The organism is Marinobacter oulmenensis (genome assembly GCF_014201735.1).
Taxonomy (GTDB): domain Bacteria; phylum Pseudomonadota; class Gammaproteobacteria; order Pseudomonadales; family Oleiphilaceae; genus Marinobacter; species Marinobacter oulmenensis.
Genome location: NZ_JACHFE010000005.1, coordinates 66,621 through 92,886, shown reverse-complemented (window position 1 = coordinate 92,886; position 26,266 = coordinate 66,621). Strand labels below are relative to the sequence as shown.

Below are 26,266 nucleotides of genomic sequence, written 5' to 3'. Positions count from 1 at the left end.
CCGCCGGTGTGTGTCCTTATGATTGGCCCATGCCAAGAACCTTCTACCGCCGGGGCCCGGACCACCGGGGCGGCCAGCCTGTTACCTTTCTGGACGTTCGCCGCCGCTTCCAGTTCCGCTCGGTGGAAATCGGCCGCTGGGTGACCGAGCCGGAAAAACAGGCCAGCGCCGGTCTGTTTTACGACGCCCTGTGCGATCTGATGACTATCCTCGGCGGCACTGAAAGCCTGATCTCCCTGCGCGGTACCCTGGCTTTGCAATACGGTATTGGCGGCAGGCGCGGCGTGTCTGCCCATTACACCCCGGCTACCCGCAGCTTCGCCCTGGCCAAAAACGCCGGCCCCGGCAGCATTGCCCACGAATGGTTCCACGCCTTTGATCACTACATCGCCGATAAACTCTACCCAACCGTGGGCAAGGGCGATTTTGGCTCCAAGCTCTGGCTCACCCGGGAAGATGCCATAGAGCACCCGCTGAACGATTACCTGCAGGCCTGCTACCGGGCGGTTCTTCTGGACCCGACTGGCAACCAGCCCAGCCAACTATTCCGCCATTCCGCCCGGGCCGATAAAGCCGCCGGCGTGCATTACTACAGTCAGCCGGAAGAACTATGCGCCCGCGCGTTCGAAGCCTTCATACAGGACGCAGGCCTGAAAAACGCCTTTCTGGTGCGCGGCACCAAAGAAACTGAAGAAGCAAAATTGGGGCTGTATCCGCAGGGGGACGACAGGGAGAGAATCAATCAGGCATTTGGCCGCTACTTTCAGGCATTGGGGGCAGCCCTGCGGCGCAGTGAGGGGTAAAGCCAGTGTGCCCGGCAGACCAGAACGGCCCCGGGCACACCTGACGAGAAGCTCAGCGAACCTTAGTTGGTGGCTTCATCGTAGCTTTCTTCCATGGCGTCGCCGGCCTCATCGGCGGCTTCACCCATTTCTTCGCCGGCGTTCTCAACGCCTTCTTCCATCTCGCCCATGACGCCTTCGTCCTGGCCGGTGGCTTCTTCATAGCTCTCTTCTACAGCATTGCCGGCATCATCCACCATGTCTTCGGTGTTTTCGGCGGCATCTTCAAAATCCGTGCTTTCGTCTTCGGAGCTGCAAGCTGCCAGGCCCAGAGTCAGAACCATAATCAGTGCACTGAGGGTAAGCTTGTTCATAACGTGTCTCCTTGCTGTAAACGATAAGTCCATGCAAAGGTAAAGCGCTCGCCCCTCAGACACAATTACCCACCAATTACCCTTTCGTTAAGCCGTTGGCCGGAGTTATACGAACGCGTTCGTAAAACCCCGCTGCAAACCATAGAAAGCCTGCTAACCTTATGAAAACAAAGTGGTGAAAAATACTGCCTTTGGAGTTATATGCCCCTGCGGGTGAAGACCAGGGGCGTATAACAGCGGAGCCGAAATTTCGGGCGTGTGGCTAAGCTATGGTTTTCAGAGTGGAAATTGACGGAGCGCATGCGGAAGGGGAGGAATTATGCGAACGTGGGATATATGAACGTGTTTCTATAGCTAGCTGCTATGAGTTTTCCGAGAATTGAGAATCTAAGTAGAAAAGATGGCTAAAAAGAAGAGGCAGCGCCGAGAATACTTGCGATTTCTAGATAAATCGAAGGAATCGGCTGAGTGTGCAATTGATAATTTCAATCGCGCAAAGGGGCCCTTTCGTACAGAAGCGACCCTTATGCTGCTCGGTGTTGCATGGGAGCTGCTTGCCAAAGCTATTTTGATACAGATGAAGAAGCCGATAAAAAAGGCTAACTCGGAGGATACCATTTCAGCAGAGGTGGCTGTTTCAAGGCTTCTTTCCGAAAAGAAGATTGAAAAGCATCATTCCGATATTGTTCAGCAGATCATTTCTCTGCGAAATGCGTCAGTTCATGATGTGCTGCCTGAAATTCCAATTGAAGTACAGCATCATCTTATGTACTACGCATGTAAATTCTATCGGGAGGTGGTAACAAAGCATTTCAAAGGACACGCATCCGATCTCAGTCAGCACTATTTAAGTCTATCATTTGATGAGATGACAACTTATGCAGATAAAGTCCATAAAACAGTGTCAAAAGTAAGAAAAAGTGACGCTGCCAAAAAATTGGTCTGGCTATTGGAGCGTGGTATTACTTTCGATGGAGGAAAGTATTTAACCCAAAAGCAATTTGATGCAAAGATTAAAGGAAAAAGTAGAACATTACCGTACCTTGAACTTGGCAAGCACATGAAAGAATCAGATATGGTTCGAATAATACCGGTTGAAGCCCCCAAAAATTACACAGCTGATTTGACTTTAAGAAAGGGTAGTCCTAATGATTCATCGCTGCCGGTCGTAGTAAAGCGTACAGATCTTGAAAAGGACTACCCATACCTTACCAGCGAGCTGGCAAAGATTATTGGCAAAAGTACTCAATTTGTGGCAAAAGCGGCTGCTGTTTTGGGGCTGAAGGGAAACGATAAGTTTCACCAAACTATTAGAACTTCCAAGTCAGGCGAAATTCAGCGTTACAGTGAGGCTGCAAAATCCAGACTGCAGCAAAAATTAGCAGAAGATCAAGCGTTCAACCCTTATCAGAGCTGATGTCCATGACTCATAACAATCGCAGGCAATCCGACAGCTTTTTCGTTACGCCTTCGGATCTACTACCAAGCAGCGGTTGCTGCGGGCGTCAGGTATACAAATGAACCTTCCGAAATTTATGGAATCTAATTGGTTGAAAGCTTCTTTCCTCCTTTACGGGGTCGGGCTGGTAGTTCATAACTCTTACTTAGCGCAGTTTGGGATCCAGGAGTACGAGCTTGTTGAAGCTCGCTATATCGTCTCTGGTGTCGGGTTTATTGGCTTCGTAGTTGTTTGTTGTACCTACATGGCTATCAAAGTAAATCTTTCGTACATCGGAGACTCTCTCAAACCAAAACAACTCTTGCCTTGGCTATTTCGCATATTTTCATTGCCATACGTCGTTCATCTGGCTTTGTTCGGGAACACATTGAAGGATACTTTCGGTTCCGATTTATTGCTGACGAACTTTGTAAATGGTTTTACCGCATTAGCCCAATTTATGGTTCTTTTCTCTGTCTCCGATCTGGTTTTCATGACTTCGGATGGCGATAAAAAGCCTGCTCGGGTCGTCCGATCATTGATAAGGGTTTGGTCCGTGCCGTTTTTGCTTTTCACTGCGTTTTTAGCTTATAGTAACGCAGAATTCAGAGGTACTGTATGGGCGACTACTTATTTCTTCTTCTTGTTTTTGGGACTGGCCCTAGTGCAATCTGACTCGCGCCATGGGGTCGATCCAAAATACTTGGATCCTAACACATCTAAAGAGCATGAAGATCGATTTCAGATAATTTTCGGATTGCTTGCCTGCTTTTATATATTTTGGCTAGTCGTCACAAACTACACCGAAAACATCTATCAGAGAATGCCCGCTAGTTTAGGCGGAGCAAAGACTTTCGAAGCGAAAATCTATACTGAAGAAGGGTCTTATGAGGGAATTGTTCTCTACGAGACGGATAGCTGGCTTGTTTTTCGGGCAGGTGGAGATAATATAAAAATTGTCAAAATAAAGGCTGACATCGTGGAGAAAATTGAGGTGACCAAGTGATTTTGAGACCTAACAAGTGACTGTGGTGTCAATTCCATAAATTAAGCCATTTCAGCCCGCCATGGTTCCTGGTTTTTGATCATGGTATTGAGCACCAAAATCATCTTTCACATGCAGGCAATGAGCGCGACTTTCGGGATCTTTCCCTGAGCCTTCAGGCATTCGAAAAAGCGCTTTAACACCGGGTTGCACTGGATCGATGAGAGCATGGCCATGAACATACGGTTCGGACTGAAGCTCCGTATAATGGTAACAAAAGCTTTGTCGATTTAACCGACAATATATAATGACAGAATTTATGATGATTATAAGCCTTAGCATGCTTATAGCAATTATAATGTTGGTATGTTCTACTCAATTTGCTTTAGAAAATGCGGCGTTTCAGGAGGAAGGATGAAGCAAGTTTTTTTGGTCTTGTTGCTTGCGAGTGTCTCTGCATGCACCAGTGTTAAGGTAAGCTCACTCAACCCGCAAGAATATAAAGTACATCACATCTGTATCGAGGAAAACCCAAAGGTTATTGTCGAGGAGTTTCCGGGCATTATTGAGCAAGGCTTGCATCGACACGGAATTACCTCTGAAGTATACGAAGGCGAAAGGCCTCAGCATTGTGAGTACTATTTGACCTACACTGCTTTCAAGACGTGGGATATCGGAATGTATCTTCACCACGCAGAACTTCACCTTTTTGAAGACCGGAAAAAGGTTGCGTATGCCGAATACCACCTGAATGGAAAAGGCGGGCTTGCATTGAATAAGTGGGCGAGTGTGGAATCAAAAATGAATCCCGTTATTGATGAGTTGCTTGCTGGCTATTCGCCTGAGATTGTTGATGCGTATAGAAAACCGGTGTCTGACTCTGGGTCATCAGATGACATAACTGAAGAGCTTGAGAAGCTTAAAATGTGGCATTCGAGAGGTCTAATTACAGACGAAGAATATTCGACCAAGAAAAAAGAGCTTCTGGAACGGTGAGCCTAGCACTATGCAACTCACTGACCTGACCGTCAAAGAGCTTCTGCAGTTGCAGGCATCTGTAACCAAAGAGCTGAAAGCCAGGGGCGTCGTTCGAACCCAGAACAACCCGCTGGGTGATTACACGGAGTGGCTGGTGGCGAGGGCGTTGAACCTGGACCTTCAGGCGAATTCGCAGGCGGGATACGACGGCATCGGCAACGATGGCTTGCGAGTGCAGATAAAAGGGCGCCGGGTGACGCCCGCCAATCAGTCACGCCAGCTCAGCGCGATCAGAAAATACGCGGAAAAAGATTTCGATGTGCTGGCAGCAGTGATCTACGACGAGGATTTCAGCATTCTCGAGGCTTTGCTGATACCCCATGAGGTTATTGGGGACTACGCTTCCTACCGGCAGCACGTGAATGCCCACATTCTGATTCTGAAGGGGGCTATCCTTACTGACCCAAGGGTGCAATCCATCAAGGAAACCCTTTGCAGGTAGCAGAGCTGCCAGCCCCCCCGCTTGGAAAGGTGATCTGGTCACAGCGGTGGCACCTGTTCTATACCAATGCGCTTGCCAAACGGCGAACCGCTGTCCTCAGGGTATCAGGGGCTTCGTGACTGAAGTTCAGGCGTATGGCCGAATCCGGCGCAGTGTCGTTGGGATAAAACGCATTAGCGGGAACAATTGCAACGCCTTTGGATAACGCGGCTTTGGCGACGGTGAGCGGATCAAAGCCGGGTAGTTTAAGCCAGATAAACATGCCTCCCTTAACCGGTTCAAACTCACATCGCCTTCCCAGCGATTCAGACAATGCTGATGCCAGGGCCTGATAGCGACCGCTATACATCTGGCAAAGCTGTTGGATGTGCGTCGGGAATTGCGGGTGAGCAATCAAATCCAGCAGCAACGCCTGTATCGGTAAGCTTGAGTGCAGATCGGACGCCTGCTTTATCTTGATCAACGGTGCGAGCCAGTCTTCGGGGGCGCTGAGCACGCCCAACCGCAGCCCGGGTGTCGATACTTTCGAAAAAGAACGCAACACCAGCGAGCATTCGGGACAGAAGGATGCCACAAGAGGCAGCGCCTCACCGGCAAAGCGGAGTTCCCGGTAAGGCGCGTCTTCGACAAGTGCGACGCCATATTGCCGGCATAGCGCCGCCACTTGTTTCCTGGTTTCCAGCGTCCAGCTGATTCCGGTCGGATTATGAAAATCAGGCACTGCATAGAACAGCTTCACCTTGCCGGAGGCAAACAGTGCTTCCAGTTCGCCCAGGTTCGGGCCGGTGGCCTGTTGTTGAACGGTGTGGATACACGCCGTTGCCATTGCAAATACCTGCAAGGCTCCGGGATAACAGGGGGCCTCCATCGCAACACCGTCCCCCGGATTCAGGAACGCGCGAGCGATAATATCGAGCCCTTGCTGGGAGCCGCTGCAAACCAGCATTCGATGTGTGGGTGCAACTTGATAATGCTCTTCCAGGTAGGCCAGCAATGGTCTGTAACCTGCTGTTTCACCATATTGGAACAAGGCAGGAGTGTTCGGCAGCTGCGCGATGCTCTCTGCCATTAATGACAACGGAAACCCATCAGACGCAGGTAACCCGCCTGCCAGTGAAATAACGCCTTCTGCCGTTGCCGCCGCGAGGATTTCGCGAATGTAGGACGGCTGAATCTGCTGTAAGTGTCTGGCTTCTTGCATGGTAATTTCTCCTTGTGCAGCCATACTACGTATGTCCCGCCATCCGTGATGGTCCGTTTGTGATGTACTTTGTGCCTATTTATGCTTAATTAATTGTCCATTTATGCTTTTTGTGTGACCGGATATGGCGACTGAACAGCAGATTGCCCGAATCAATGATGTGTTGTACGAGATACATCGGGATACTTCCGCCGAACTCTCCGGGCGCGCGCTCGCACAGATTGCGGCCTATTCTGAGCAGCACTTCCACCGTGTTTTCCAGGAGGTGGTCGGCGAACCCGTGCATCAATATGTTCGGCGCACCCGGCTTGAACAGGCCGCCAATCAACTGATGTTTGACCGTAAGCGCCCTGTTTTGGATGTGGCTGAGCAATGTGGTTTTGCATCCCTGTCTTCGTTTAGCCGGGCGTTCAAGGCGACTTTCGGTGTCACTCCCGGGCGATGGAGGGCGGAAGAGCAGGATACGAAATCTCGGCCTTACCTGGCCGATGATGAGATAGCGACGGCTTACGAACGCTTGCAGTCGGTCGCCTTGCCGGTTCCGGATCTGGTGGAGTTGCCGGTTCAGCCAGTGGCTTATGTACGACACCAGGGGTACGGCCGGGATATCCGCTTGGCCTGGCAAACCTTGCAGGTCTGGGCCGAAGCGGAAGGCCAGCCTTTCGAAACTCAGCTTGGTTTGCACCATTCGAACCCCGCTTGGGTTCCACTGGATCAATGCCGCTACGTTGCCTGTCTCGCGATCGATAAACCGGTTCTAAGGCGAGGGGTCGTTAACAGCATGTGCATACCCGGCGGACTGCACGCTGCTTTTGACCTATCTGGCAGGTATGGAGAGCTGCTGCCATATCTGAGCAAAATTCTGGATAAATGGGTGCCCTCTTCCGGCTTCAGAGCCAAAACAACACCGGCCTTTGTACGTTATCGGAAGAACCATTTTTTAGCGTCCGATGAACGTTTTGATCTGACTTTTTACTTGCCTGTCTCGCTTTGGTAAGCGCAGTAGCACGGTGCGCAACATCGCAAAACTGGAAAGTACGGACACTTGGCGGCTAAGGGGTACTGCAGCTCTGGGCCAACTTTGTCGCGTTTCCTCCTGCCCACGCGACTCAGCCAAGAGCCACGCGGGCAGCAAAACCAATCAGGCGCTGATCAGCTCCTCGGCGGCCCAACCTCGTCCAGATAGGCGCCATACCCGGCCGCCTGCATCTCGTCCTTGGGGATAAATTTCATCGCCGCCGAATTCATACAGTACCGGAGCCCGGTAGGCTGAGGCCCATCGTTGAATACGTGGCCGAGGTGCGAGTCCGCCACCCGGCTGCGAATCTCGGTGCGGGTCATAAACCACGATTTGTCCTCTTTTTCGACCACCGCATCCGGCTCGATCGGGCGGACGAAGCTAGGCCAGCCGGTGCCGGATTTATACTTGTCCGCTGACGAGAACAGGGGCTCGCCAGAGACGATGTCCACATAGATGCCTTCCTGTTTGTTATCCCAGTAGGCGTTGTCGAACGCGGGCTCGGTGGCGTCTTCCTGGGTGACCTCGTACTGCATGTCGGTCAGTGTCTGCTTGAGCTCCTCGTCACTGGGCATGACGAAATCCGCCTCGCTGAATCCGTTGCTCTGGCGGTTATCAGCCTGTTCGTCCCCACCGTTATCGATAGCGGATTCAACGTTTTCCGGGCTGTATTGGGAGAAATCGATCTGCTGATCCTCGCCCCAGACGTCATCGATAAACTGGTAGCGCCCGGAGTTGTAGGTATAGAACTTGTAGCGGACCGGATTTTCCTTGTAGTAGTCCTGGTGGTAATCCTCGGCCACATAGAAGGCCTTGAACGGTGTGATTTCGATGGTCACTGGTTTGTCGTAGCGGCCGGATGCCTGCAGGGATTTCTTGGACGCTTCCGCCAGGCGCTTCTGTTCCTCGTTCTGGTAGAAGATGGCCGGGCGGTATTGCTTGCCACGGTCAACGAACTGGCCGTTGGCATCTGTCGGGTCCATGAAGCGCCAGAAGCCCTGAAGCAGGCCCTGGTAGGTAATGACGTCCGGGTCGTAATAGACCTGTACCGCTTCCGTGTGGCCGGTGGTTCCGGAAGACACCTGCTTGTAGGTGGGGTTCTTCTCGTCGCCGCCGCTATAGCCGGACACAGCCTCGACCACGCCGGGAATCTTCTCGAAGCCCGCTTCCACACACCAGAAGCAACCACCGGCGAAGGTCGCCACGTTCAGGGACGGATCGTCCGGGGCGTACTTGCTGTCGTTCTTCCCTTCATCGGCCATGGTTACCTGCAGGCCGGCAAGGCCCGCCAGCGTGATCACCACAGCGCCAAAAAACATGCGTTTCATACCGCTCACCTCTCTTCGGTCTCAATTCTGAGACTCCACTATGGCGAAAAAGATTCACGCCATTTTCGCCAGGGTATTACGAATTCATAACGGTGATGGGATCACCCGCCCGCCGGGGCCGCTCGGTGAAAAGGCAGGGTGATTTCAAAGGCCGCGCCGCCCTCGCTGCGATTGGCAACGCGGATGCGTCCGCCCTGCATGTCCATGATGCGCCGGGCGATCGCCAGCCCCAGGCCGGCGTGGCCGGGGGTTTCGCGGTTGTCGGCCCGGTAGAGCGGGTCGAATACATGCGGCAGATCCTGTTCGGCGATGCCGGGGCCGCTATCGTTAACCGTCACCTTGAGGCCGTCCTCGACTTTGGCCAGGTGCAACTCGACCTCTGCGTTCTCCGGGCTGTACTCCAGGGCGTTACGGATCAGGTTGTCCAGCACCCGCTCGGTCATGCCGAGGTCGCCGACCACCATGGGCAGTGCGGGATCGCCGGTAACCTTCAGATCGATGGCCTTGCGGGCAGCTTCGGGGCCGTGTTTCTGGGCGACGTCGTGGATCAGTTCCGCGGGCGCGAAGGGTTCCAGGCGGGGCTGTTTTTCCCGGGCTTCCAGGGCCGCCAGTTCGAACAGTTCGTCCACCAGGTGAGCCAGGCGCCGTCCTTCCTGCAGGGCAATGTCGAGGAAGCGGGCCTGTTCGTCCGGGGACAGGCGGTCGCGTTTCATGCGCAGGCTTTCCACGTACCCCTGCATGGAGGCCAGGGGCGTGCGCAGGTCGTGGGACACCTGGGCGACCAGTCGGCGGCGCAGGGTGTCTTTCTCCCGTAACTGTTCGATCTGCTGGGCGATGCGGTCGGCCATGTGATCAAACGTCATACCCAGGTAGTCGATCTCGTCGTGGCTGCGGCTGCGTTCGTCCGCCCAGCGCAGGCGTTCGCCGTCAGTCGCTTCGCCGCGTTCAAACTGTTCGACGATGCGGGTCAGGCGGGTGAGCCGGCGGGTCAGCAGCCGGAATGCCGCCAGCCCCGCGATCAGGCCGAACAGCAGGCTGGCGCCCATGGCCCAGGCGCTCATGGTGATGAAGTGCCCTTCCCGCGCCATCATTTCCACGCTGTCGTATTCCTCGCCGCGCAGGACAACGTACAGATAGCCGTCGATGTCCTGGGCCGAGGGTACGGGCGTGACGGAGAAGACCTTCTGGCGGTCGTGGCTGCGCGGGTCATCGCCCAGTACGGGGTAGGCGGCCATGTCGTCGAGCAGTTTGTGGATGGGCTCGAGGGAGACACTGTTGCGCTTGATCTTCTCTGGGTCGGCGGAATAGGCGAGGATCTTACCTTCTTTATCCAGCAGGTAGATCTCGATGCTGGGGTTGATGGTCATGTAGAGCGTGAACAGCTCCTTCAGGGCGCTCTGGTCGAGTTGACCCTCGTCGACCAGGTTGCGGTCAGACACCAGGTTGCGGGCCAGGTCGCGGTTCAGCTCCTGGTTTACCGAGGCGTAGTAATCCCGCAGTGAGAGGGTGCTGACAACGGTGTAAACCAGGCCCACCGCAATCAGCAGGACGAACAGTCCCAACGCCAGGCGGGTGTATAAAGACTTCAGCATGATTCAGTCCCGGAAACGATAGCCCACCCCCCAGACGGTCTGGATGTAGAAGGGGTCGGAAGGATCCTGCTCGATCTTGCCCCGCAGGCGGTTGATGTGGGTGTTAACGGTGTGTTCGTAGCCTTCGTGGTTGTAGCCCCAGACCGCATCCAGCAACTGGGTGCGGCTGAATACGCGGCCCGGATGGCGGGCGAAGTGGAACAGCAGGTCGAACTCGCGGGCGGTCAGGTCGATCTCCTGGCCCTGGATCGTGACGCGGCGTCGGGCGGGGTCGATGCTCAGGCCTTCGTGCTCGATGCGTTCTTCGGTGGCGTCCTCCTGGGCCGGGGAAGCCATCGCATCCACCCGGCGGAACAGGGCTTTGATCCGTGCGCCCAGCTCGGCCACGGAGAAGGGTTTGGTCAGGTAATCGTCGGCGCCCATTTCCAGCCCGAGCACCCGGTCCAGTTCGGTGCTCTTGGCGGTCAGCATGAGCACCGGCACGTAGCCGGGGCCGGACCGGATTTCACGGCACACAGCCAGGCCGTCCATGCCGGGGAGCATCAGGTCCAATACCACCAGATCGATACCGCCCTGCCGGTAACGGGCCAGGCCTTCGTCGCCACGGGTGATCAGGATGGCCTCGTAGCCGAGGTCTTCCACATGCATTTTCACCAGTTGGCCGATGCCGGGATTATCCTCGACGATCAGTACGGTTCGACTCATCAAGCAGCCTCTTTGCGGACGGGCCGATCATCACCGGCAGGGTCAGCCGGTGGTGATCGGTCAGCCATTACTTCATTTCGTGGGTCATCTCGTCGGACATCTTGTCCTGTTTCATTTCGTCCTTCTTCATGCTGTCATCCATTTCATCCTGCATGGCGTTGTCCATCATGCCTTCCTTTTTCATGTCGTCGTGCATGGGTTCGGACTGCATGTCGTCCTTGTGCATACTGTCGTCCTTCATCTCGTCATGCATCATTTTCTTTTCGCCCATATCGTCCTTTTTCATGTCATCAGCCTGGGCCGGGGCCACCACGAACAGGGCGGCGGAAAGGGCAAGTAGCAAAGCTGTGAGTGTTTTCATTGTGCATTCTCCGTGTCAGATACATCCGGTTAGGGCGCGCACCCACCCGGGATAGGCGGGCGGCGTCAGGATGTAGAATGCACGGGCACACTCACGGGGCCGTCACAGCCCGCTAAAGAGTCTATAAAGGAAAGATCACAAAATCGTCACGGGCAAGGTGGCCCGTTTATATCGACTTGCACGGCCACTCCCGGATATGGAGACCTGATCCTGTTTGGAGGTGTGCTCAGTGAGGGCCCTCTGGTTCGCCGTGTTTCTCCACGGGCTGGCCGTGAACTCACGTCATGGACGCTGGCAGGTGCAATGGGGCTAAAAACAATGCGATGATCCTGCACTACGTGCTCTTATGGTCAGGGAATGGCGCGCACCTCATTTCCCGCCAGTGACAGCGACACTGTTTGAGCCCCGGAGCCGGGGTGGTGGGGAATGGATAGGATTCTATGAGATACCTTATTGTTTTTATTGCGCTATTTTCAGGTTTTGCGGGAGCCGATGAGAACCCATTGGCGGATCGCAACGTTACCTGCGAGGAGATGGAGCAGTATCCCGAGATCGTGTTCCAGCTAAATGACCTTGGGTCAGGCCATATGTCTCCCACGGATGTTGACTATCAGTGCCCCAAAAGCCTGGACCAATTGGCATTTCTTGAAGAAATCATTGATCAGGCAAGCCACATCAGAAGTCCTTCAAGACTGCCTCAGTTTTGCACGGGCTCGATCATTTATGCCCAATGGCGTTACTACCATTTCGACCTGGCAAAGCTCGGATATTACCCCCAGGGCTATTCCCCACGAAAAACAGGGAAAACCAGGGGCATGGCGTATTTTGAAGAATGGAGTTATCAGAGCTTATACAATCGAAGAATCTACAAGGATTATATGAGGGCCCTGGAAAAAGCGAGGCCGTTATTAACAGACTGGTACAGCAAAACGCATTCGGTTAGCCGCCAGGTTGCTCAGGCGTATGCAGACAATGCGTTGAGCAGAATTTCTGACTATGGCTTCGGCAGCTACTTTTATTACTGGGAGCCTGAAGAGCTTGTGCCTTATACCGATCAGGCGGTAACGGGCGATTACACCCAGTTCCTGGCTTCAATAGACAGTGCTTCGGACCCTCAGAAAACCAACAGTCTGCGTCGGCTGTTGGCACACGATGCTGAAACAGACGTTATTGAGCGGTTGGCGTCTTCTATTAAGACTTTCCCCGTGGAAAGCCGGTCTGAGCCCATTATCGCCAATGCCGTATATAGCCCGGCTAATCTTCAGGTACTTCTGGATGCCGGATACCCGCCCGACCAGCAGAATGAATTTGGTAAAACCACACTGTATTACGCCGTTCAGTTCGGACAACATGAGTCTGTTGAGGTGCTGTTGGCCCATGGGGCAAATGTGAACCATAAGTATCAACAGGAAAATGAGGATCCGTTTGATTGCTCCGGGATCGAGCACTGGGGAAGAACACCCTTGATGCATGCCGCACAGCACTCTGACCCTGAAATGGTGAGTGTGTTGCTGGCCGCCGGTGCCGATCCCGAAGACACAGATGTAAAAGGTTTAAGTGCGCTTGATTATGCGAAACAGGGTCGAAACCCGGAAAACGAGCAGCTCCTGAGACAAGCGTTGGAGAAAGGTGAGCCCGGGAACTAGAGGCCGTTGTCGCATTCCGTTCAGAGCTTGGGAGAAAGGATGTTTATTCGTGAAGAGACGTTAGAGGGCCAGCATGTCGCCCTGGAGCCCCTGTCTGCGGCTCATGTGGACCCGTTGCGGGAAGCCGTGCTTGATGGTGAGCACTGGAAGCTAGGGTATGCCAATGAATGGCCCGCTCTTAAAGCCAACCTTGAGAGTAAGCTGAGTTAAGGCGCGATGTCCGAGCCATCATCAGAGGCCAATCCCCTTGCCTGAACTGAAAACCATCGCTCTTTTCGTGATCACCGCTCTGGCTGAGATTGTGGGGTGTTACCTGCCTTACCTCTGGCTGCGCGAGGGCAAAACCATCTGGCTTCTGGTGCCCGGTGCCTTGAGCCTTGCTGCATTTGCCTGGTTGCTGTCGCTGCATCCCACCGCGGCCGGTAGGGTCTACGCTGCCTACGGGGGTGTGTACATTTTTATGGCCATCCTGTGGCTGTGGGCGGTCGATGGCATCCGGCCTACGCTCTGGGATATGGTGGGTTCGGCGGTCGCATTGTTGGGTATGGCGATCATCATGTTTGCGCCACGCTCCGCATAATCAACATTCAGCGCCTGCGCCCGGCCTTGTCCTGATTTGATGGCTGGCGCACTCCTTGCTTTGTACTGGCAATGCCAGGGCATCAAGGAGGTTGACCATGAATATCGCACCTTTAGGGCCGGGTTATTCCGCACCCAGCACCGCTAGCGGCAACGCCTTGCCGCAGACTGAGAAGACGGGGCCGTCCGGTCTCCCGGAGAGTGGCGGGCGGGGTTCGGCGCCAACGGACCTTCGCAATGTCTCAATCGATGAGATCAATACGCTGATAAAATCCGGGAAAACGGAGCTTCTGGATGTGGTTCCCTTTATTCCTATGAACACTCTGGGGCAATATAAATACGACTCGGAATCCATCGGGAGCCATCGTGTCGATCTGTTGGGACAGGTCGAAAAGAGCATGGAATTCAAAGCGAGTCGCGGCGAGGATACGTCGGCTTTGGAAAAAGTACTGGAAAACCTTAAACAGATCGACGGCTCCTACCTGCCTGCAAAGATCGATATAATGGCGTAGCCGGAACGTTTCCGGAGCATTCCCCATGGGGCTGTCATACAAGGGCATGAGCCAGTTCGATGAACTCCGAAGCCAGAATCAGACAGTGGATTGCCAGCGATTCCTACCGGATGCAGGCGCTTTTCGCCGCTGCCAGTCTGGGCTTGCCGGACTGGTGCCTTGCGGCGGGTTTCGTACGCAATCTGGTCTGGGATCATGTGCATGGTTTTTCACGAGCCACCGCCCTGAACGATATTGACCTGATTTACTTTGATCCGTTCGACGCCTCTGAAAGCCGGGACCGGGATCTGGAGCGCCAGCTTGCCCGCGCCATGGATGCGCCCTGGTCGGTGAAGAACCAGGCCCGGATGCACAAGCGCAACGGTGATGAGCCCTACCGCTCAACCTTGGATGCCATGAGCTACTGGGTGGAAGTGGAAACGGCGGTTGGCGCGGCTTTGAGCGATAGCGGCGAGGTTGTGCTGGTGTCGCCGTTCGGCTTCGACGCCCTGTTCAAGTTCACAGTGACACTGAACACGAAAAGGCCAAAGCCCCAGGCCTTCGGTGATCGCCTGGCCGCCAAGCAGTGGCTGAAGATCTGGCCGGGATTGAGAGTCAGATCCTGACCAGACCTCGCAGTAGCCGGGCTGCATTGGTGACCCAGTGCCCGGTGTCATTTGTCTTATTCTGGATAACGAACCATGCGAATCGCCAATCCAAAGGATCTTCCCCGGATCGTCGACATCTACAACTCCACTATTGCCGGCCGTAAGGCGACGGCGGATACCCAGGCGGTCACCGTGGAGCAACGACAGGGCTGGTTCGACAGGCACAATCCTGATCGCCGCCCGCTGCTGGTGGAGGAGGATAAAGGGCGGGTGATCGGCTGGCTAGGTTTTGAGGATTTCTACGGCCGCCCGGCCTATGGGGCAACGGCGGAGCTGAGCATCTATCTGGACCCGGCGTATCGTGGCACCGGTCTTGGTTCTCGCATGCTTCAGGAAGCCATCGACAGGGCGCCATCCCTGGGGCTACACAACCTTGTGGCGTTTGTATTCAGTCATAACGCTGAATCGATCCGCTTGTTTGAAAAGTTTGGCTTTCAGACATGGGGCGAGTTGCCGGATGTCGCCTGTATGGATGAAAGAGAGTACTCACTGACCATTCTGGGATTGCGGGTTTCGGCAGCCTAGCCAGATACCCTCCTGCTCACCGGCGATACCTTGGCCGCCTATCCTGCCCCTATTGCCGTACATTTCTTGACAGTTAACGTCATGTCGCTGACCTATACTGTTTAAAGGGTGGCGTGTCCGGGCTCTCGCTCCCGGCCCGGCGACGGCCGCAGAAAACACAAAAAGAGTGCAGCAAGGCACCCTTCCGTCCAGGTTCAATGCAATGATGGCCAAAACGCTGGTTATGATCCTGATGATGCTCACGGCCAGCTTGAGTGCTCACGCTGAAGTGTTCCGGTTTGGTGTACCTGCCACCCATGGATTTGAGTACGAGCTGGCGGTGATACGCCTGGCTTTGGATAACGCGGAGGGTGACCATCGCCTGGAAGTGGTCCCGCTACCCGTTGTTTCGGCCCAGCGATGGCGCCAGATGGTGATTGATGGCGAGCAGGGCATCAATCTTGTGCTCAGCGGGTATGAGCCGGAACTCGAAGGTGTTCTGGCGCCGGTAACCATCCCGCTGACCCGGGGCCTGCTGGGCTATCGGTTGCTGGTGGTCAAGCAGGACAGGCTCCATGAGCTGTCACACATTGATACGCTCAGCGAACTGCGCAATTTTCAGATTGGTTCCGGCTACCGATGGCAGGAAAACAGCATCCTGCGGGACAATGGTCTGTCGCTGGAGCTTGGCCACTACCAGAATCTCTGGGCCATGCTGACCTGGGAACGGTTTGATATTTTTCACCGGGGCGTTCACGAAGTCTTCGATGAACTGGAGGCCCGCCACCGTGACCGTTTCGCCATCCTGCCCGGGGTGGCGCTGGCGTTCCGTTTTGACTACTTTCTCTACGTTCCCGCAGACCGCCAGGACCTGCAACGCATTCTGTACCAGGGGCTGGCCAATGCATACGCCAACGGCAGCTTCATGGCGTTTTTCGAGAGCCACCCGGTCATCCGAAAAACCCTGGAACTGGCTGACATGGATAGCCGCCAAGTGATCCGGCTGAAAACGCCGGACGACCGCCTCATCCTCAATGAGGTCCCGGATCGGTACTGGCATGAGGCGATTCTGCAGCCGTAAGGTGGTCTTGTGTTTTGGGGATAGCCTGCAAGATGAGCAGCTATCGCAGAGAAGTGACCGTCATTGGCTTCCGCGATATTAATAAAAGTGAGAGAATCAGGCTTATGAATGGTTCGGGACTGAACTGTTCGTCAGGTCGTTGGCTACTGAATAAGGAGGTTTACATGCCAGCAATTCCAGGGAAGGTCAACGGTGTAGTTGTTGAGTTTTCTTCAAATGTTAATAGAAGCGTAGATGAAAAGATCATCAATGCTCTCAAACATATTCTGCATACTGACATTTCTTCTGGCCATAAATTAAATAGAGTTTTCATTTCCTCTGCTAATGATCAGCATAAATTTCCGAGTCGCCATGTGCAAGGCAATGGAAAAGCTGTGGATATATCGAGAATAAATGGAATGAAAATGTCTGTTTTTTATCCTTCAAATCCAAGTGTTAAAGCGATAACTGACGCTATACAATCTAAATTTGAGACCTTCCCAAAGAAAAGAGAGAACTTTGGCCCTTTTTTTCAAAAGAAATTGGGGCAACCATACAGCGTTGGAGGCCATAAAGATCATATTCACATTTCGGTTAACTAGGAAGATTCTGATGAGGTTGTTACTATTTTTTGTTATCACACTGTTAACTTCTTGTGTTTCATACAACTCGGAGTTTTCCAAAGCTGCTTCATATGGCCAGATTCAGGAGCTCAATAGCTTTTCTCCAGACATTGATAAGTCATTATTCATCCGGTTATATCAGTCGCCTGTCTACGGCGAAGACTGTTTTGTAGAAACCCATGGTGTATGCCAGTACCAATACTTTTTGACCGTTTCGACATACGATGAGTACCCGGAGATCAATAGGTATGAGCTCGCAAAAAAAGGAGAAATAACGAATATTGAGTGGGTCCCGGATGATCGTATGGATTCGGCAACCATAGAATTCCAGTTTAGAAAATATACTGAAGAAGCACTGGCAAATAATGCTTCATTGTCTGCTGATCCACAGACTTACCGTGTAAAGATCACGCCGAGTGATATCGAAGAGTTCTAGTGGCCGGGAAACTCGTTACTCAACATCTCACCGATATAGGCATAACCCTCCGGCCCCGGGTGATAGCCGTCGCTGGCCAGCAGGTGCGGGTCTGTGACGGTGGGGTAGGTCAGGTGTTGGAATTTGCCCGGGCAGTCTTTCGCCAGTTGGCTGTATATCTGGTCCAACTGCCGGGCTCGCCAGCCCATGATGTGGCGCAGGGGCACAGGCAGGGCGGTGAACCGGTGCATCGGGGGCACGCTGATCAGGTACAGCGGCGCCGGGTATCGGCTGGCCAGTTGCTGTTGCAGGTCGATGAGTTGCTGGTGAAAACGATGCCGGGGCGTGAAGCCGGTGGTGTCGTTCACTCCCATACTGAGTAATACCCTATCCGCGTCGGGCAGCTCGGCGTTTGCCAGGCGTTTGATCAGCCCGCCCAGGCGAATGCCGTTGATACCGAAAGTATGCCAGGCTACGGTCTGCCCGGTGCGTTGGTGAAGGTGTCGGGCCAGTTGGCTGGCCAGCCCCTGATCATGGGTTTCGGCGCCCACGCCAGCGGCGGTGGATTCGCCAATGACCAGAAGCGTCGTTGCGGGCTGCCCCTCGCCATATTGGCCGGAGGACGGGCCGCCCGCTTCCGGCAGCCTGGGCGTTGTGCGGCGCACACGCCGGCCCTGATAGGCAATCAGCGGGAACAGCAGGGCGGTGGTCAGCCAGAAGGGCAGGTGCATGGGCAGGCTCCGGGTTGGCAATGACGACACTTACCATACGCCAACCTGTTGCCTGCGCCCATCACGTTTTTTGCGCATTTGGTGCGCATAAACACTGTTCGGGACGGCCCAGCAGGGTTATGGTTCGGCCATCACTCAATTTTATCTGGAACGCAACAGGTGCTCGTACTTGATCAGCTAACGGCGCAGCGGATTGTGGAGCGCACGATGCTCGCCATCGGCCATTCCGTGAATGTGATGAGCCCGGGCGGGTTGATCATTGCCTCGGGGGATTCAACCCGGGTCGGCTGCCAGCATGAGGCGGCCCGGCTGGTGGCCGAGCGTGGCCAGGCTCTGGTGATTGATGTCGGCGATGCTGACGGTTATCCGGGTGTGCGGCCCGGCGTGAACCTGCCGGTGACCGTGAATGGCGAGTTGGCTGCCGTGGTGGGCATTTCCGGTATCCCGGATGAGGTCGGGCAGTTCGCGGATCTGGTCTGTATGACCGCAGAACTGATGCTGGAGCAGGCCGCGCTTATAGAGGCCGGCCAGCATCGCCGGCGCCAGGTTGAGGATACCCTGATGGCAGCCTGCGAGGGCAAGCCGGTGCCAGCCCAGTGGTTTGAGCAGTTGGGCATCGATGCCCATCACCATCGTGTCGCCATGATTCTTGAGGCAACCACCCAGGAGGCGGTGGATCAGGTGCTGGTGCCGCTGGTGCCAATGATCGAGCAGCGGCAGAAGGCGGTGATTGCCGTTCGTCTGTCCCCTTTCCAGTTGCTGCTGTTCCATGAAACCGGGGAGGCGCCGCCCACCCCGGAAGAGGTGAGGCGCCTGCTGAATCTGCCGCCGCGTGAGGACCTCTTTCTGGCCATTGGGCAGGTTTTCTCCGGCCGTTTCCAGATGGGCTACCAGTCGGCCAGGGCGACCCTGGCGGTGGGCCGGCGCAAGGCGCCAAGCCGGCAGATTCTCTATTACGGTGATTTCCGGGTGGCGGCGCTCTGGCATAGTCTGTCCCCTGCCTGGCAGCATGATGAGATTCAGGCACCGGTCACCGCCCTGCTGAGGCAGCGCCAGGGAGAGCTGTACCTGAAAACCCTCCGCCGGCTGATTGAGTGTGACGGGCAGATCCAGCGTTGCGCCGATGAGCTTCACTTGCACGCCAATACGGTGCGCTATCGCCTCCAAAAGGTGCAATCGATTACCGGCTTGTCGCCCTTTTCCCTGCAGGACCTTTTCATACTGCAGTTGGCGCTGTGCGCATACTGAGCACTGTTTTTGTGCGCTCCCATAAAATATTGGCTTATTCTGCCCCATTTTTTGTCAATCCGTCTGACGACGTTGTTGGGTGTAGCTCCTAAACTGTCCTTCTACGCTCCATTCCTAAAACAATACCGTTCATAGGAGAGTCTCATGCACCTGGTCCTTATTCTGGTGGCGCTGATCGTGTTTATCGTTCTGGCGACCAGCAAGCTCAAGCTGAACCCTTTCATTACGCTGCTACTGGCTTCGTTTCTGGCCGCTTTTGCCTTTGGTCTGCCGCTCGATTCGATTGAATCCACCATCCGTGGCGGTTTTGGCAACATTCTTGGTTACATCGGCCTGGTCATTGTGCTGGGTACGATCATCGGTGTGATTCTCGAGCGCACGGGCGCCGCGATCGTTATGGCCGAAAGCATCATCAAGTTGCTCGGCGGCCGGTTTCCGACCCTGACCATGTCACTGGTCGGCTTTATCGTATCCATTCCGGTGTTCTGTGACTCCGGCTTTGTGATTCTCAACAGTCTCAAGCGCTCCATGGCCCGCTCCCTGTCGGTCTCGCCGGTGTCCATGACGGTGGCATTGTCCACGGGGCTGTTTGCGACCCATACGCTGGTTCCGCCCACACCCGGTCCGATTGCCGCAGCCGGTAACCTGGGGCTGGAGAACAACCTGGGGCTGGTTATCGGTGTCGGTTTTGTGTTCGCGATTATTGCGGCGGCGGCCGGCCTGTTCTGGGCGGCCCGGTGTCGGAACCTGCCGAGTACGGAGCTTGAGCAGGCTGAAGAAGCCTTCCAGGAAGCCCGGGAGCACTATGGTGAACTGCCTTCTCCGATGGCGGCATTTGCCCCGATTTTCGTACCCATCATCCTGATCTGCCTGGGCTCCATTGCCAGCTACCCGACCTCCCCGCTGGGGCAGGGCATGGTGTTCGAACTGCTCAACTTCCTTGGCAAACCGCTGAACGCCCTGATGATCGGCCTGGGTTTTGCGGCCTTCCTGCTCAAAGGTGAAGGCAAGCTGGAAGAGTTTTCCCGCCATACCAAAAAGGGCCTGGAAGTGTCCGCGCCCATTATCCTGATCACTGGTGCTGGCGGTGCCTTCGGTAGCGTGCTGGCGCAGACGCCGCTGGGCGATTATCTGGGTGACACTCTCTCAACCCTGGGATTGAGCGTGATCATGCCGTTCCTGGTGGCCGCTTCCCTGAAGTCGGCGCAGGGCTCTTCAACCGTAGCGTTGGTGACCACCTCGGCACTGGTTGCGCCACTGCTTACCCAGCTTGGGCTGGATAGCGAACTGGGCCGCGTGCTGGCGGTGATGGCCATTGGTGCCGGTGCAATGACCGTGTCCCACGCCAACGACAGCTACTTCTGGGTGGTTTCCCAGTTCAGCAAAATGAGCGTGGCCACCGCCTACAAGTCCCATACCACGGCAACGCTGATCATGGGCCTGGTCACCATCGCCTGTGTCTGGCTGGTTTCACTGGTGGCGCTCTGATATGCGGGTTGTGATCGCTCCGGATTCTTTCAAGGAATGCCTCAGTGCCAAGTCTGTCGCAGCGGCTATTGCCCGCGGCTGGCAGCGTGGAGCACCGCACCACGAGTTGGTGCAGGTGCCTCTGGCCGATGGGGGCGAGGGCAGCACGGCTGCCCTTGTGGATTCCCTGGGCGGTCGTTTGCATGAGGTGAGTGTGACCGGCCCGCTGGGCGAGGAAGTCTGCGCAAGCTATGGGCTTGTCGGTGACGGCGAGACGGTCATCATCGAAGTGGCTGAAGCCAGTGGCCTGCAACGGGTAACGGCCGATAGCCGCGATGCCATGCGCGCCACCAGCTATGGCACCGGCGAACTGATCAACGCTGCGGTTGCGCACCGGCCCCGGAAACTGATTCTGTGTCTGGGTGGCAGTGCCACCACCGACGGCGGTGCGGGCATTCTTCGTGCCCTGGGTGCCCGGTTGCTGGACGCCGCTGGGCAGGACATCCCTCCCGGTGGTGAGGGTTTGCTGCAACTGGCCAGCCTGGATGCCGCACCCGCGCTTGAGAAGCTTGAAGGCATCGAGCTGACGGTAGCCTGTGATGTCTCCAGCCCGTTACTCGGTGCCGAGGGGGCTGCGGCCGTGTTCGGGCCCCAGAAAGGAGCGACGCCGGCACAGGTTGACGTTCTGGATGAGGCGCTGGGCCATTTCGCCACCATTGCCGGACAGTCCGGCCATGATATCCACTCTTTCGCCGGTAGCGGCGCGGCGGGTGGTATCGGCGGGATGACGGTGGGCATTCTTGGCGCCAAGGCCCGGCCCGGTATCGAGCTGATCATGGATGCGGTCGGCCTGGCGCAACAACTGGGCGGTACTGATCTGGTGATTACCGCAGAGGGTGCCATCGACAGCCAGAGTTCCTCCGGCAAGACGCCAGTTGGCGTTGCAGCGCTGGCCCGGCAGTCCGGGATTCCGGTGGTGGGGCTGGCGGGGCGCGTGGGGGATGACCTGAGCGCTCTCCACGAAGCCGGCCTGACGGCCGCCTTCTCCATTACGCCCGCGCCTGTGTCCCTGGCTGAGGCGATTCACGAGGCTGAAAACAACCTTGTGACAACATCGGAGCAGTTGGCGCGCCTGGCTGAAGTACTCATCGACAGAGGGCATTCAGGTACTTGACTGTCTCCGGGAACTGTCCCGGATCATTTACAGTCCCGGTCGTCGGCACATAGTCTGAAAGGGTCCCCACCTGTTCCAGGCCATTGGAATGGCGTGGCAGCCCCTGCCCAAACCGATAAGGACTGTTCGTGAAACCGACTGCGACAAGTGATTTCCGTCTGATTCCCGCTCTCATCGCGATCGCCATCGGGATCGTGATCGGATTCCTTCCCACGCCGGAAGGTGTGTCTTCCCAGGGCTGGCTGATGCTGGCTATCTTCGTGGCGACCATCGCCGCCATCATCGGCAAGGCCATGCCAATCGGGGCCGTGTCGGTTGTGGCAATCACGGTGGTGGCGGTCAGCGGTGTGACCAGTGATAACCCCGGCACTGCCATCCGCGATGCCCTGGGTAGTTTCAGTAACTCATTGATCTGGCTGATTGCCGTGGCCATCATGATTTCCCGTGGCCTGATCAAGACCGGTCTGGGCGAACGTATCGGCTACTACTTTATCGCCCTGTTCGGCAAACGGACGATTGGCATTGGTTACGGCCTGGCCCTTTCGGAACTGGTGATTGCGCCGGTAACGCCCAGCAATACCGCCCGCGGTGGTGCCATCATCCACCCGATCATGCTGTCCATCGCCAAGAGTTTTGGCTGCACACCGGATAATGACAACACCAACCGGATCGGCAAGTACCTGGCGCTGGTGAATTACCATTCCAATCCGATCACCTCGGCGATGTTCATTACGGCCACGGCGCCCAACCCGCTGACGGTCAAGCTGATCGCGGATGCCACCGGCGCTGCGATCAGTCTGAGCTGGACGACCTGGGCACTGGCCATGCTGCTGCCAGGGCTGGTGGCCATCGCCCTTATGCCACTGGTGATCTATCTGATGTACCCCCCGGAGATCAAATCCACTCCGGATGCCGTCAATTTCGCCCGTGAACGTCTGGACAAGCTGGGCAAACTGACCCGGGATGAGGGCATCATGCTTGGGGTGTTTCTGGTGCTGCTATTGCTGTGGGCGGATGTGCCGGCCTGGATCCTGGGCGATGCCTTCAAACTGAATTCCACCACCACCGCGTTTGTCGGCCTGTCCATCCTACTGGTGACCGGCGTGCTGAACTGGAAGGATGTGCTCGCTGAAAAGAGCGCCTGGGATACGCTGGTCTGGTTTGGTGCACTGGTGATGATGGCCACCCAGTTGAACACGCTGGGTGTGATTGACTGGTTCTCCGGGGCCATTCAGCAGGGCATTGTCAGCACCGGCCTTGGCTGGCCGGCCTCCACCGCCCTTCTGGTGCTAGTGTTCCTCTATTCCCACTACTTCTTCGCCAGCACTACGGCGCACATCACCGCGATGATGGGCGCATTCCTAGTGGTTGGCCTGGGCCTGGGCGCGCCGCCCATGGCATTTGTGCTGATGATGGCAGCCACCTCCTCCATCATGATGACACTGACCCATTATGCCACCGGTACCTCTCCGGTGATCTTTGGCTCCGGGTACGTCGGCCTGGGTGAGTGGTGGAAGGCCGGTTTCGTGATGAGCCTGGTCAACCTCCTGATCTGGGTGGTCGTCGGTGGCCTGTGGTGGAAAATCCTGGGCTACTGGTAATCACCGTAGCCCTCTGGATTACTCCAGCCCGCCCTCCAGCTGTGTCGGGGCGGGTTGCAGGTTTTTCCGGATGATCTGGTGGATATAGGCCAGCCCCAGCAGACAAAGCCCCAGCCCCATGAATGAGGCAACACGCCACAGCCCGGTCACGTCGGACATATCAAACAGGAAGATCTTGGCGATCACCAGCATCAGCAACAGCATTGCGGCCCGGTAGAGCCGTTGGGTCTGGAACCGGATGCCGGCAATGGTGCCGGCCACCGACATCAGCAGCCATACCATGGAATAGGTGTAGTGTTCGCCATCACTGATGACGTTGTGGATGCTCAGCTCTCCCTGCCACAGGTGATGGATCTCAATGGACACGAAATACAGCAGGGCGGCCCCGGCGCTGGCCGCAGCAATTTTGCGAAGCTGGCCTTCCAGCAGGAAATAGCTGATGGCAGCAAGAACCACCGGCAGCCCATAGGCGAGCAGCAGGCTGTTAAAGATGGGCATGGAGGAAATAGCGGCCGGCTCCCAGAGCGGGTTCTTTAACAGCAACAAAGCACCCACATAGGTCAGGCCGGCGACAGCGAGCAGCAGGTGCCCACAAACCCGATAGTACTTCTGAAGGTGGTGTGATGCTCTGGCCCGGTACAGGTAGACGTTCCCAACCAGGCCCGCGGCCGCCATATTGAGGGCCGCTTCCAGGTAGCTATAGGTGTGGCGGAAGATGTCACCGTCGTACAACTGGTAGCGGGTTTCGTAGATCAGTGTCAGCGCCAGCAGGTGCAGGCTTGCGCCCTGCAACCACTGGCGCAGGGGATCGTCCGGCCGCGTGAAGTAGGCGGCCACCCAAACCACCAGGGCGGAGCCCCCGCACACCCACAGGCTCCAGTGGAAATCGGTGGGGTAGCTCAGCAGCCATGGATTCATGGTCAGCCGTACGATGACGATACCCAGTACCAGTTTTATCAGGTAAGGCAGCACCGGGAGGGCAAACCGTTGGTGGAGCCGGGACAGGGTGACGACCTGAAGAGCCAGCGCCAGGGTAAGGGTTGCTTCCCGCAGCACCATGACCGCCGCCAGTGAGTAGGCCAGGTGAGCACTGATGACCAGCGCTGCGGTGACCGAAGCCGGAACCTCTTTAGCTGTCTGCCGGTTCGCAATAGAAAGATAGGCCGCGCCCAACACCAGCATGGCAGCGGCCCACTGCCAGTGTGTGTCCATGTCCGTCAGTCCGATATAGGCAATGGACAGGGCCACCACCGGCGCCAGAAACGCCAGGGAGGACCAGTACCCTTTGTGCTCGCTGACTTTTATGTTCCACAGGGCACCCGGGGTGAACAGGCCGACCAGAACAGCCAGTGCTCCGGCGAACAGGGTGGCTTCACCCGAGGACAGGTGGCGCACATGTACGCTGGTATCCGAAGCCAGTGCTGATACCAGTATGCCGATGGCCGTTACAGCGAACGTCGGCCAGGCGATCAGGCTGAACCCGGGATGATGACGGCAGACCCAGAGAACGAGTGCAGGCAGGATCGACAAAGCGATCACCGGTGAAGGTTGAGATACTGCGATGCTCAGACCGGCGGCGGCAACGAAGGTTACCAGCGTATAGAAGTTCCGCGTGAGAGTGGAAGCGAACATGTTCTGGTGGCAGCAGGCCATCAGGGGCGGCTCTTCCTTCACCTGGCTGTTGACCAGGCGCCAGTCGGAGCCGGGGATGGCCAGGAAACCATAGGTGACCAGCGCCAGATAGATGAGCTGTATCGAGGGCTCGACAGGCGCGGTGAATGACAGGGCCCACCAGCCTGCGGCGCCCGCCATGATGCCCAGCCACAGCCAGTTGCGATAGACATAGCGCAGCAGTGCCAGTGACGAGCCCGTGATCACCAGGCTGTAGATCAAGGCTCCGAGCATGTTCTGGCTGCCGGTGTCGACCAGTATCGGAACCACATAGGCGCCCAGCATGCCGAGGGCGGCCAGTACCGGGCCATGGATCAGTGACAGGCCCATGGTGACCAGGGACACCACAAGCAACAGACTGAAGATCAGCCCGGCCGGCCACAGGTGATAAAGATGGAGCGCAGCCAGCAGTGCGGCGTACAGGATAATGCTTGCGCCACCGGCCAGCGCGGCCAGCACGTCGTTGTAGTGCTCCAGCTGGCGTCGCTTCCAGAGCGCCACACCATGGAAAGCCAGACCAAACAGGATGGCGAGTGCGATGCGGGTGGTTGGCCCGAGCAGCCCGGCGTCGATCGAATATTTGACCAGGAAAATACCCGACAGGCCGACGCTCACGCCACCCAGCCACACCATCCAGTTTTCTTTCATGTGGGCGAGCCAGGGCGCGTAATCCGCCAGGGTTTCAGTCTCGGCGCCGTCGGCCTCAGTGGTCTCCGGCTCATACGCGGCGTAAACCGGCTTGTCGGCCGCAGGTTGTGGCGGCTCCGGCACATGTTCGGGGGGCGGGCTTTCTTCCGGCTGGAATGCGCTGACAGTGGTTTCCGGGGAAGGTGAATCGTTGGCGGGTTGCCCGAGAGGTTGCGATCGAGTGGCAACGCGATCGTGGTCGGGTTCCTTCAACTGCGCCTGCAAAGCCGCGATCTGGTCGCGCAACTCACGTTGGCGAAAAAAGGCGATCCATCCCAGAATCGATCCCGGTATTATGATGCCAAATAGAACAATGGCAAAAACAGCAATACCTTCCATGGTCACACTCCCTGTCAGTCGGGTAGGCAGTGTACCGCAAGTTCCCGGGCAGTGTGTACGCCAGGAAAAGAATGACACCCGGCTTTATGAGGTTGGTG

27 protein-coding genes are annotated in these 26,266 nt (G+C 56.3%); 19 read left to right on the top strand and 8 right to left on the bottom strand.

Translation table 11 applies throughout. The features are described from left to right. Positions 1–29: 29 nt before the first annotated feature. On the top strand, positions 30–803 hold the full coding sequence (locus tag HNR38_RS10665; protein ID WP_183703667.1) for a CLCA_X family protein: 774 nt from the start codon (positions 30–32) through the stop codon (positions 801–803). Positions 804–865: 62 nt separating this feature from the next. Here the strand turns inward: HNR38_RS10665 and HNR38_RS10660 are convergent, their stop codons facing one another. Next, positions 866–1,156, bottom strand: coding sequence for a hypothetical protein (locus tag HNR38_RS10660; RefSeq protein WP_183703664.1), 291 nt, complete (start codon positions 1,154–1,156; stop codon positions 866–868). A 400-nt stretch (positions 1,157–1,556) separates the two neighbouring features. Between HNR38_RS10660 and HNR38_RS10655 the strand changes: the two genes are divergently transcribed. The 4 genes from HNR38_RS10655 to HNR38_RS10640 all read left to right on the top strand — a co-directional run bounded on the left by HNR38_RS10655 (position 1,557) and on the right by HNR38_RS10640 (position 5,059). Next, positions 1,557–2,573 carry a DUF3644 domain-containing protein gene (locus tag HNR38_RS10655; protein WP_183703661.1) on the top strand — a complete coding sequence of 339 codons (1,017 nt, stop codon included), beginning with the start codon at positions 1,557–1,559 and terminating at the stop codon, positions 2,571–2,573. Between the two features lie 100 nt (positions 2,574–2,673). After that, the gene (locus HNR38_RS10650; RefSeq protein WP_183703658.1) at positions 2,674–3,600 is read left to right on the top strand and encodes a hypothetical protein; all 927 of its coding nucleotides are present in this window, start codon (positions 2,674–2,676) and stop codon (positions 3,598–3,600) included. A gap of 393 nt (positions 3,601–3,993) precedes the next feature. Beyond that, positions 3,994–4,575: an Sbal_3080 family lipoprotein gene (locus HNR38_RS10645; RefSeq protein ID WP_183703655.1), complete on the top strand. Its 582-nt coding sequence runs from the start codon at positions 3,994–3,996 to the stop codon at positions 4,573–4,575. Between the two features lie 10 nt (positions 4,576–4,585). Then, the gene (locus HNR38_RS10640; RefSeq protein WP_183703651.1) at positions 4,586–5,059 is read left to right on the top strand and encodes a DUF6998 domain-containing protein; all 474 of its coding nucleotides are present in this window, start codon (positions 4,586–4,588) and stop codon (positions 5,057–5,059) included. Between the two features lie 58 nt (positions 5,060–5,117). Here HNR38_RS10640 and HNR38_RS10635 read toward each other — a convergent pair whose 3' ends face one another. After that, on the bottom strand, positions 5,118–6,260 hold the full coding sequence (locus HNR38_RS10635; protein WP_183703648.1) for an aminotransferase-like domain-containing protein: 1,143 nt from the start codon (positions 6,258–6,260) through the stop codon (positions 5,118–5,120). Positions 6,261–6,384: 124 nt separating this feature from the next. On the opposite strand from HNR38_RS10635, the gene HNR38_RS10630 reads away from it, so the two are divergent. After that, positions 6,385–7,257, top strand: coding sequence for an AraC family transcriptional regulator (locus HNR38_RS10630; protein ID WP_183703645.1), 873 nt, complete (start codon positions 6,385–6,387; stop codon positions 7,255–7,257). Between the two features lie 155 nt (positions 7,258–7,412). Here the strand turns inward: HNR38_RS10630 and msrB are convergent, their stop codons facing one another. The 4 genes from msrB to HNR38_RS10610 form a co-directional block, all read right to left on the bottom strand. Beyond that, a complete protein-coding gene (msrB, locus tag HNR38_RS10625; RefSeq protein ID WP_183703642.1) occupies positions 7,413–8,606 on the bottom strand; it encodes a peptide-methionine (R)-S-oxide reductase MsrB in 1,194 nt (397 codons plus the stop codon). Between the two features lie 101 nt (positions 8,607–8,707). Then, complete coding sequence (locus HNR38_RS10620; RefSeq protein WP_183703630.1) at positions 8,708–10,198, bottom strand: sensor histidine kinase; 1,491 nt, start codon at positions 10,196–10,198, stop codon at positions 8,708–8,710. A 3-nt stretch (positions 10,199–10,201) separates the two neighbouring features. After that, entirely contained in the window at positions 10,202–10,903 is a 702-nt protein-coding gene (locus tag HNR38_RS10615; protein WP_183703626.1) for a response regulator transcription factor, read from the bottom strand. A 67-nt stretch (positions 10,904–10,970) separates the two neighbouring features. Beyond that, the gene (locus tag HNR38_RS10610) at positions 10,971–11,264 is read right to left on the bottom strand and encodes a hypothetical protein (RefSeq protein ID WP_183703623.1); all 294 of its coding nucleotides are present in this window, start codon (positions 11,262–11,264) and stop codon (positions 10,971–10,973) included. Positions 11,265–11,704: 440 nt separating this feature from the next. On the opposite strand from HNR38_RS10610, the gene HNR38_RS10605 reads away from it, so the two are divergent. The 9 genes from HNR38_RS10605 (at position 11,705) to HNR38_RS10565 (ending at position 17,271) form a co-directional block, all read left to right on the top strand. After that, positions 11,705–12,910 (top strand): ankyrin repeat domain-containing protein, encoded by a 1,206-nt coding sequence (locus tag HNR38_RS10605; protein ID WP_183703620.1) that lies wholly within the window; start codon positions 11,705–11,707, stop codon positions 12,908–12,910. Between the two features lie 39 nt (positions 12,911–12,949). After that, positions 12,950–13,120: a hypothetical protein gene (locus HNR38_RS10600; protein ID WP_183703617.1), complete on the top strand. Its 171-nt coding sequence runs from the start codon at positions 12,950–12,952 to the stop codon at positions 13,118–13,120. 37 nt (positions 13,121–13,157) lie between these two features. Further along, positions 13,158–13,490, top strand: coding sequence for a YnfA family protein (locus HNR38_RS10595; protein ID WP_183703614.1), 333 nt, complete (start codon positions 13,158–13,160; stop codon positions 13,488–13,490). Positions 13,491–13,587: 97 nt separating this feature from the next. Beyond that, the gene (locus tag HNR38_RS10590) at positions 13,588–14,001 is read left to right on the top strand and encodes a hypothetical protein (protein ID WP_183703611.1); all 414 of its coding nucleotides are present in this window, start codon (positions 13,588–13,590) and stop codon (positions 13,999–14,001) included. A 59-nt stretch (positions 14,002–14,060) separates the two neighbouring features. Next, positions 14,061–14,606, top strand: coding sequence for a nucleotidyltransferase family protein (locus HNR38_RS10585; protein WP_183703608.1), 546 nt, complete (start codon positions 14,061–14,063; stop codon positions 14,604–14,606). A gap of 75 nt (positions 14,607–14,681) precedes the next feature. Continuing rightward, positions 14,682–15,173 (top strand): GNAT family N-acetyltransferase, encoded by a 492-nt coding sequence (locus tag HNR38_RS10580; protein WP_183703605.1) that lies wholly within the window; start codon positions 14,682–14,684, stop codon positions 15,171–15,173. 202 nt (positions 15,174–15,375) lie between these two features. Next, a complete protein-coding gene (locus HNR38_RS10575) occupies positions 15,376–16,233 on the top strand; it encodes a hypothetical protein (protein ID WP_183703601.1) in 858 nt (285 codons plus the stop codon). Positions 16,234–16,265: 32 nt separating this feature from the next. Next, positions 16,266–16,814 (top strand): hypothetical protein, encoded by a 549-nt coding sequence (locus HNR38_RS10570; RefSeq protein WP_183703598.1) that lies wholly within the window; start codon positions 16,266–16,268, stop codon positions 16,812–16,814. Between the two features lie 10 nt (positions 16,815–16,824). Further along, on the top strand, positions 16,825–17,271 hold the full coding sequence (locus HNR38_RS10565; RefSeq protein WP_183703595.1) for a hypothetical protein: 447 nt from the start codon (positions 16,825–16,827) through the stop codon (positions 17,269–17,271). Here HNR38_RS10565 and HNR38_RS10560 read toward each other — a convergent pair. After that, the gene (locus tag HNR38_RS10560) at positions 17,268–17,981 is read right to left on the bottom strand and encodes an SGNH/GDSL hydrolase family protein (RefSeq protein WP_183703592.1); all 714 of its coding nucleotides are present in this window, start codon (positions 17,979–17,981) and stop codon (positions 17,268–17,270) included. The two genes, HNR38_RS10565 and HNR38_RS10560, sit on opposite strands and share 4 nt — an antisense overlap. A gap of 159 nt (positions 17,982–18,140) precedes the next feature. Between HNR38_RS10560 and HNR38_RS10555 the strand changes: the two genes are divergently transcribed. The 4 genes from HNR38_RS10555 (at position 18,141) to HNR38_RS10540 (ending at position 23,471) form a co-directional block, all read left to right on the top strand. Continuing rightward, on the top strand, positions 18,141–19,229 hold the full coding sequence (locus tag HNR38_RS10555; RefSeq protein ID WP_183703589.1) for a sugar diacid recognition domain-containing protein: 1,089 nt from the start codon (positions 18,141–18,143) through the stop codon (positions 19,227–19,229). Positions 19,230–19,373: 144 nt separating this feature from the next. Further along, positions 19,374–20,717 carry a GntP family permease gene (locus HNR38_RS10550; protein ID WP_183703586.1) on the top strand — a complete coding sequence of 448 codons (1,344 nt, stop codon included), beginning with the start codon at positions 19,374–19,376 and terminating at the stop codon, positions 20,715–20,717. Between the two features lies 1 nt (position 20,718). Next, a complete protein-coding gene (locus tag HNR38_RS10545; protein ID WP_183703584.1) occupies positions 20,719–21,870 on the top strand; it encodes a glycerate kinase in 1,152 nt (383 codons plus the stop codon). Positions 21,871–21,998: 128 nt separating this feature from the next. Next, a complete protein-coding gene (locus HNR38_RS10540) occupies positions 21,999–23,471 on the top strand; it encodes a DASS family sodium-coupled anion symporter (protein ID WP_183703582.1) in 1,473 nt (490 codons plus the stop codon). Between the two features lie 18 nt (positions 23,472–23,489). On the opposite strand, the gene HNR38_RS10535 is transcribed toward HNR38_RS10540, so the two are convergent. Continuing rightward, complete coding sequence (locus tag HNR38_RS10535; RefSeq protein ID WP_183703579.1) at positions 23,490–26,168, bottom strand: DUF2339 domain-containing protein; 2,679 nt, start codon at positions 26,166–26,168, stop codon at positions 23,490–23,492. Between the last annotated feature and the right edge of the window lie 98 nt (positions 26,169–26,266).

What these genes read in the sequence shown, in the direction of transcription:
- HNR38_RS10635 (WP_183703648.1), bottom strand. Translation starts at nt 6,260, where the DNA reads ATGCAAGAAGCCAGACACTTACAGCAGATTCAGCCGTCCTACATTCGC.
- HNR38_RS10580 (WP_183703605.1), top strand. Translation starts at nt 14,682, where the DNA reads ATGCGAATCGCCAATCCAAAGGATCTTCCCCGGATCGTCGACATCTAC.
- HNR38_RS10570 (WP_183703598.1), top strand. Translation starts at nt 16,266, where the DNA reads ATGAGCAGCTATCGCAGAGAAGTGACCGTCATTGGCTTCCGCGATATT.
- HNR38_RS10630 (WP_183703645.1), top strand. Translation starts at nt 6,385, where the DNA reads ATGGCGACTGAACAGCAGATTGCCCGAATCAATGATGTGTTGTACGAG.
- HNR38_RS10575 (WP_183703601.1), top strand. Translation starts at nt 15,376, where the DNA reads ATGATGGCCAAAACGCTGGTTATGATCCTGATGATGCTCACGGCCAGC.
- HNR38_RS10560 (WP_183703592.1), bottom strand. Translation starts at nt 17,981, where the DNA reads ATGCACCTGCCCTTCTGGCTGACCACCGCCCTGCTGTTCCCGCTGATT.
- HNR38_RS10655 (WP_183703661.1), top strand. Translation starts at nt 1,557, where the DNA reads ATGGCTAAAAAGAAGAGGCAGCGCCGAGAATACTTGCGATTTCTAGAT.
- HNR38_RS10590 (WP_183703611.1), top strand. Translation starts at nt 13,588, where the DNA reads ATGAATATCGCACCTTTAGGGCCGGGTTATTCCGCACCCAGCACCGCT.
- HNR38_RS10645 (WP_183703655.1), top strand. Translation starts at nt 3,994, where the DNA reads ATGAAGCAAGTTTTTTTGGTCTTGTTGCTTGCGAGTGTCTCTGCATGC.
- msrB (WP_183703642.1), bottom strand. Translation starts at nt 8,606, where the DNA reads ATGAAACGCATGTTTTTTGGCGCTGTGGTGATCACGCTGGCGGGCCTT.
- HNR38_RS10585 (WP_183703608.1), top strand. Translation starts at nt 14,061, where the DNA reads ATGAACTCCGAAGCCAGAATCAGACAGTGGATTGCCAGCGATTCCTAC.
- HNR38_RS10640 (WP_183703651.1), top strand. Translation starts at nt 4,586, where the DNA reads ATGCAACTCACTGACCTGACCGTCAAAGAGCTTCTGCAGTTGCAGGCA.
- HNR38_RS10650 (WP_183703658.1), top strand. Translation starts at nt 2,674, where the DNA reads ATGAACCTTCCGAAATTTATGGAATCTAATTGGTTGAAAGCTTCTTTC.
- HNR38_RS10615 (WP_183703626.1), bottom strand. Translation starts at nt 10,903, where the DNA reads ATGAGTCGAACCGTACTGATCGTCGAGGATAATCCCGGCATCGGCCAA.
- HNR38_RS10550 (WP_183703586.1), top strand. Translation starts at nt 19,374, where the DNA reads ATGCACCTGGTCCTTATTCTGGTGGCGCTGATCGTGTTTATCGTTCTG.
- HNR38_RS10565 (WP_183703595.1), top strand. Translation starts at nt 16,825, where the DNA reads ATGAGGTTGTTACTATTTTTTGTTATCACACTGTTAACTTCTTGTGTT.
- HNR38_RS10600 (WP_183703617.1), top strand. Translation starts at nt 12,950, where the DNA reads ATGTTTATTCGTGAAGAGACGTTAGAGGGCCAGCATGTCGCCCTGGAG.
- HNR38_RS10610 (WP_183703623.1), bottom strand. Translation starts at nt 11,264, where the DNA reads ATGAAAACACTCACAGCTTTGCTACTTGCCCTTTCCGCCGCCCTGTTC.
- HNR38_RS10620 (WP_183703630.1), bottom strand. Translation starts at nt 10,198, where the DNA reads ATGCTGAAGTCTTTATACACCCGCCTGGCGTTGGGACTGTTCGTCCTG.
- HNR38_RS10660 (WP_183703664.1), bottom strand. Translation starts at nt 1,156, where the DNA reads ATGAACAAGCTTACCCTCAGTGCACTGATTATGGTTCTGACTCTGGGC.
- HNR38_RS10535 (WP_183703579.1), bottom strand. Translation starts at nt 26,168, where the DNA reads ATGGAAGGTATTGCTGTTTTTGCCATTGTTCTATTTGGCATCATAATA.
- HNR38_RS10545 (WP_183703584.1), top strand. Translation starts at nt 20,719, where the DNA reads ATGCGGGTTGTGATCGCTCCGGATTCTTTCAAGGAATGCCTCAGTGCC.
- HNR38_RS10605 (WP_183703620.1), top strand. Translation starts at nt 11,705, where the DNA reads ATGAGATACCTTATTGTTTTTATTGCGCTATTTTCAGGTTTTGCGGGA.
- HNR38_RS10665 (WP_183703667.1), top strand. Translation starts at nt 30, where the DNA reads ATGCCAAGAACCTTCTACCGCCGGGGCCCGGACCACCGGGGCGGCCAG.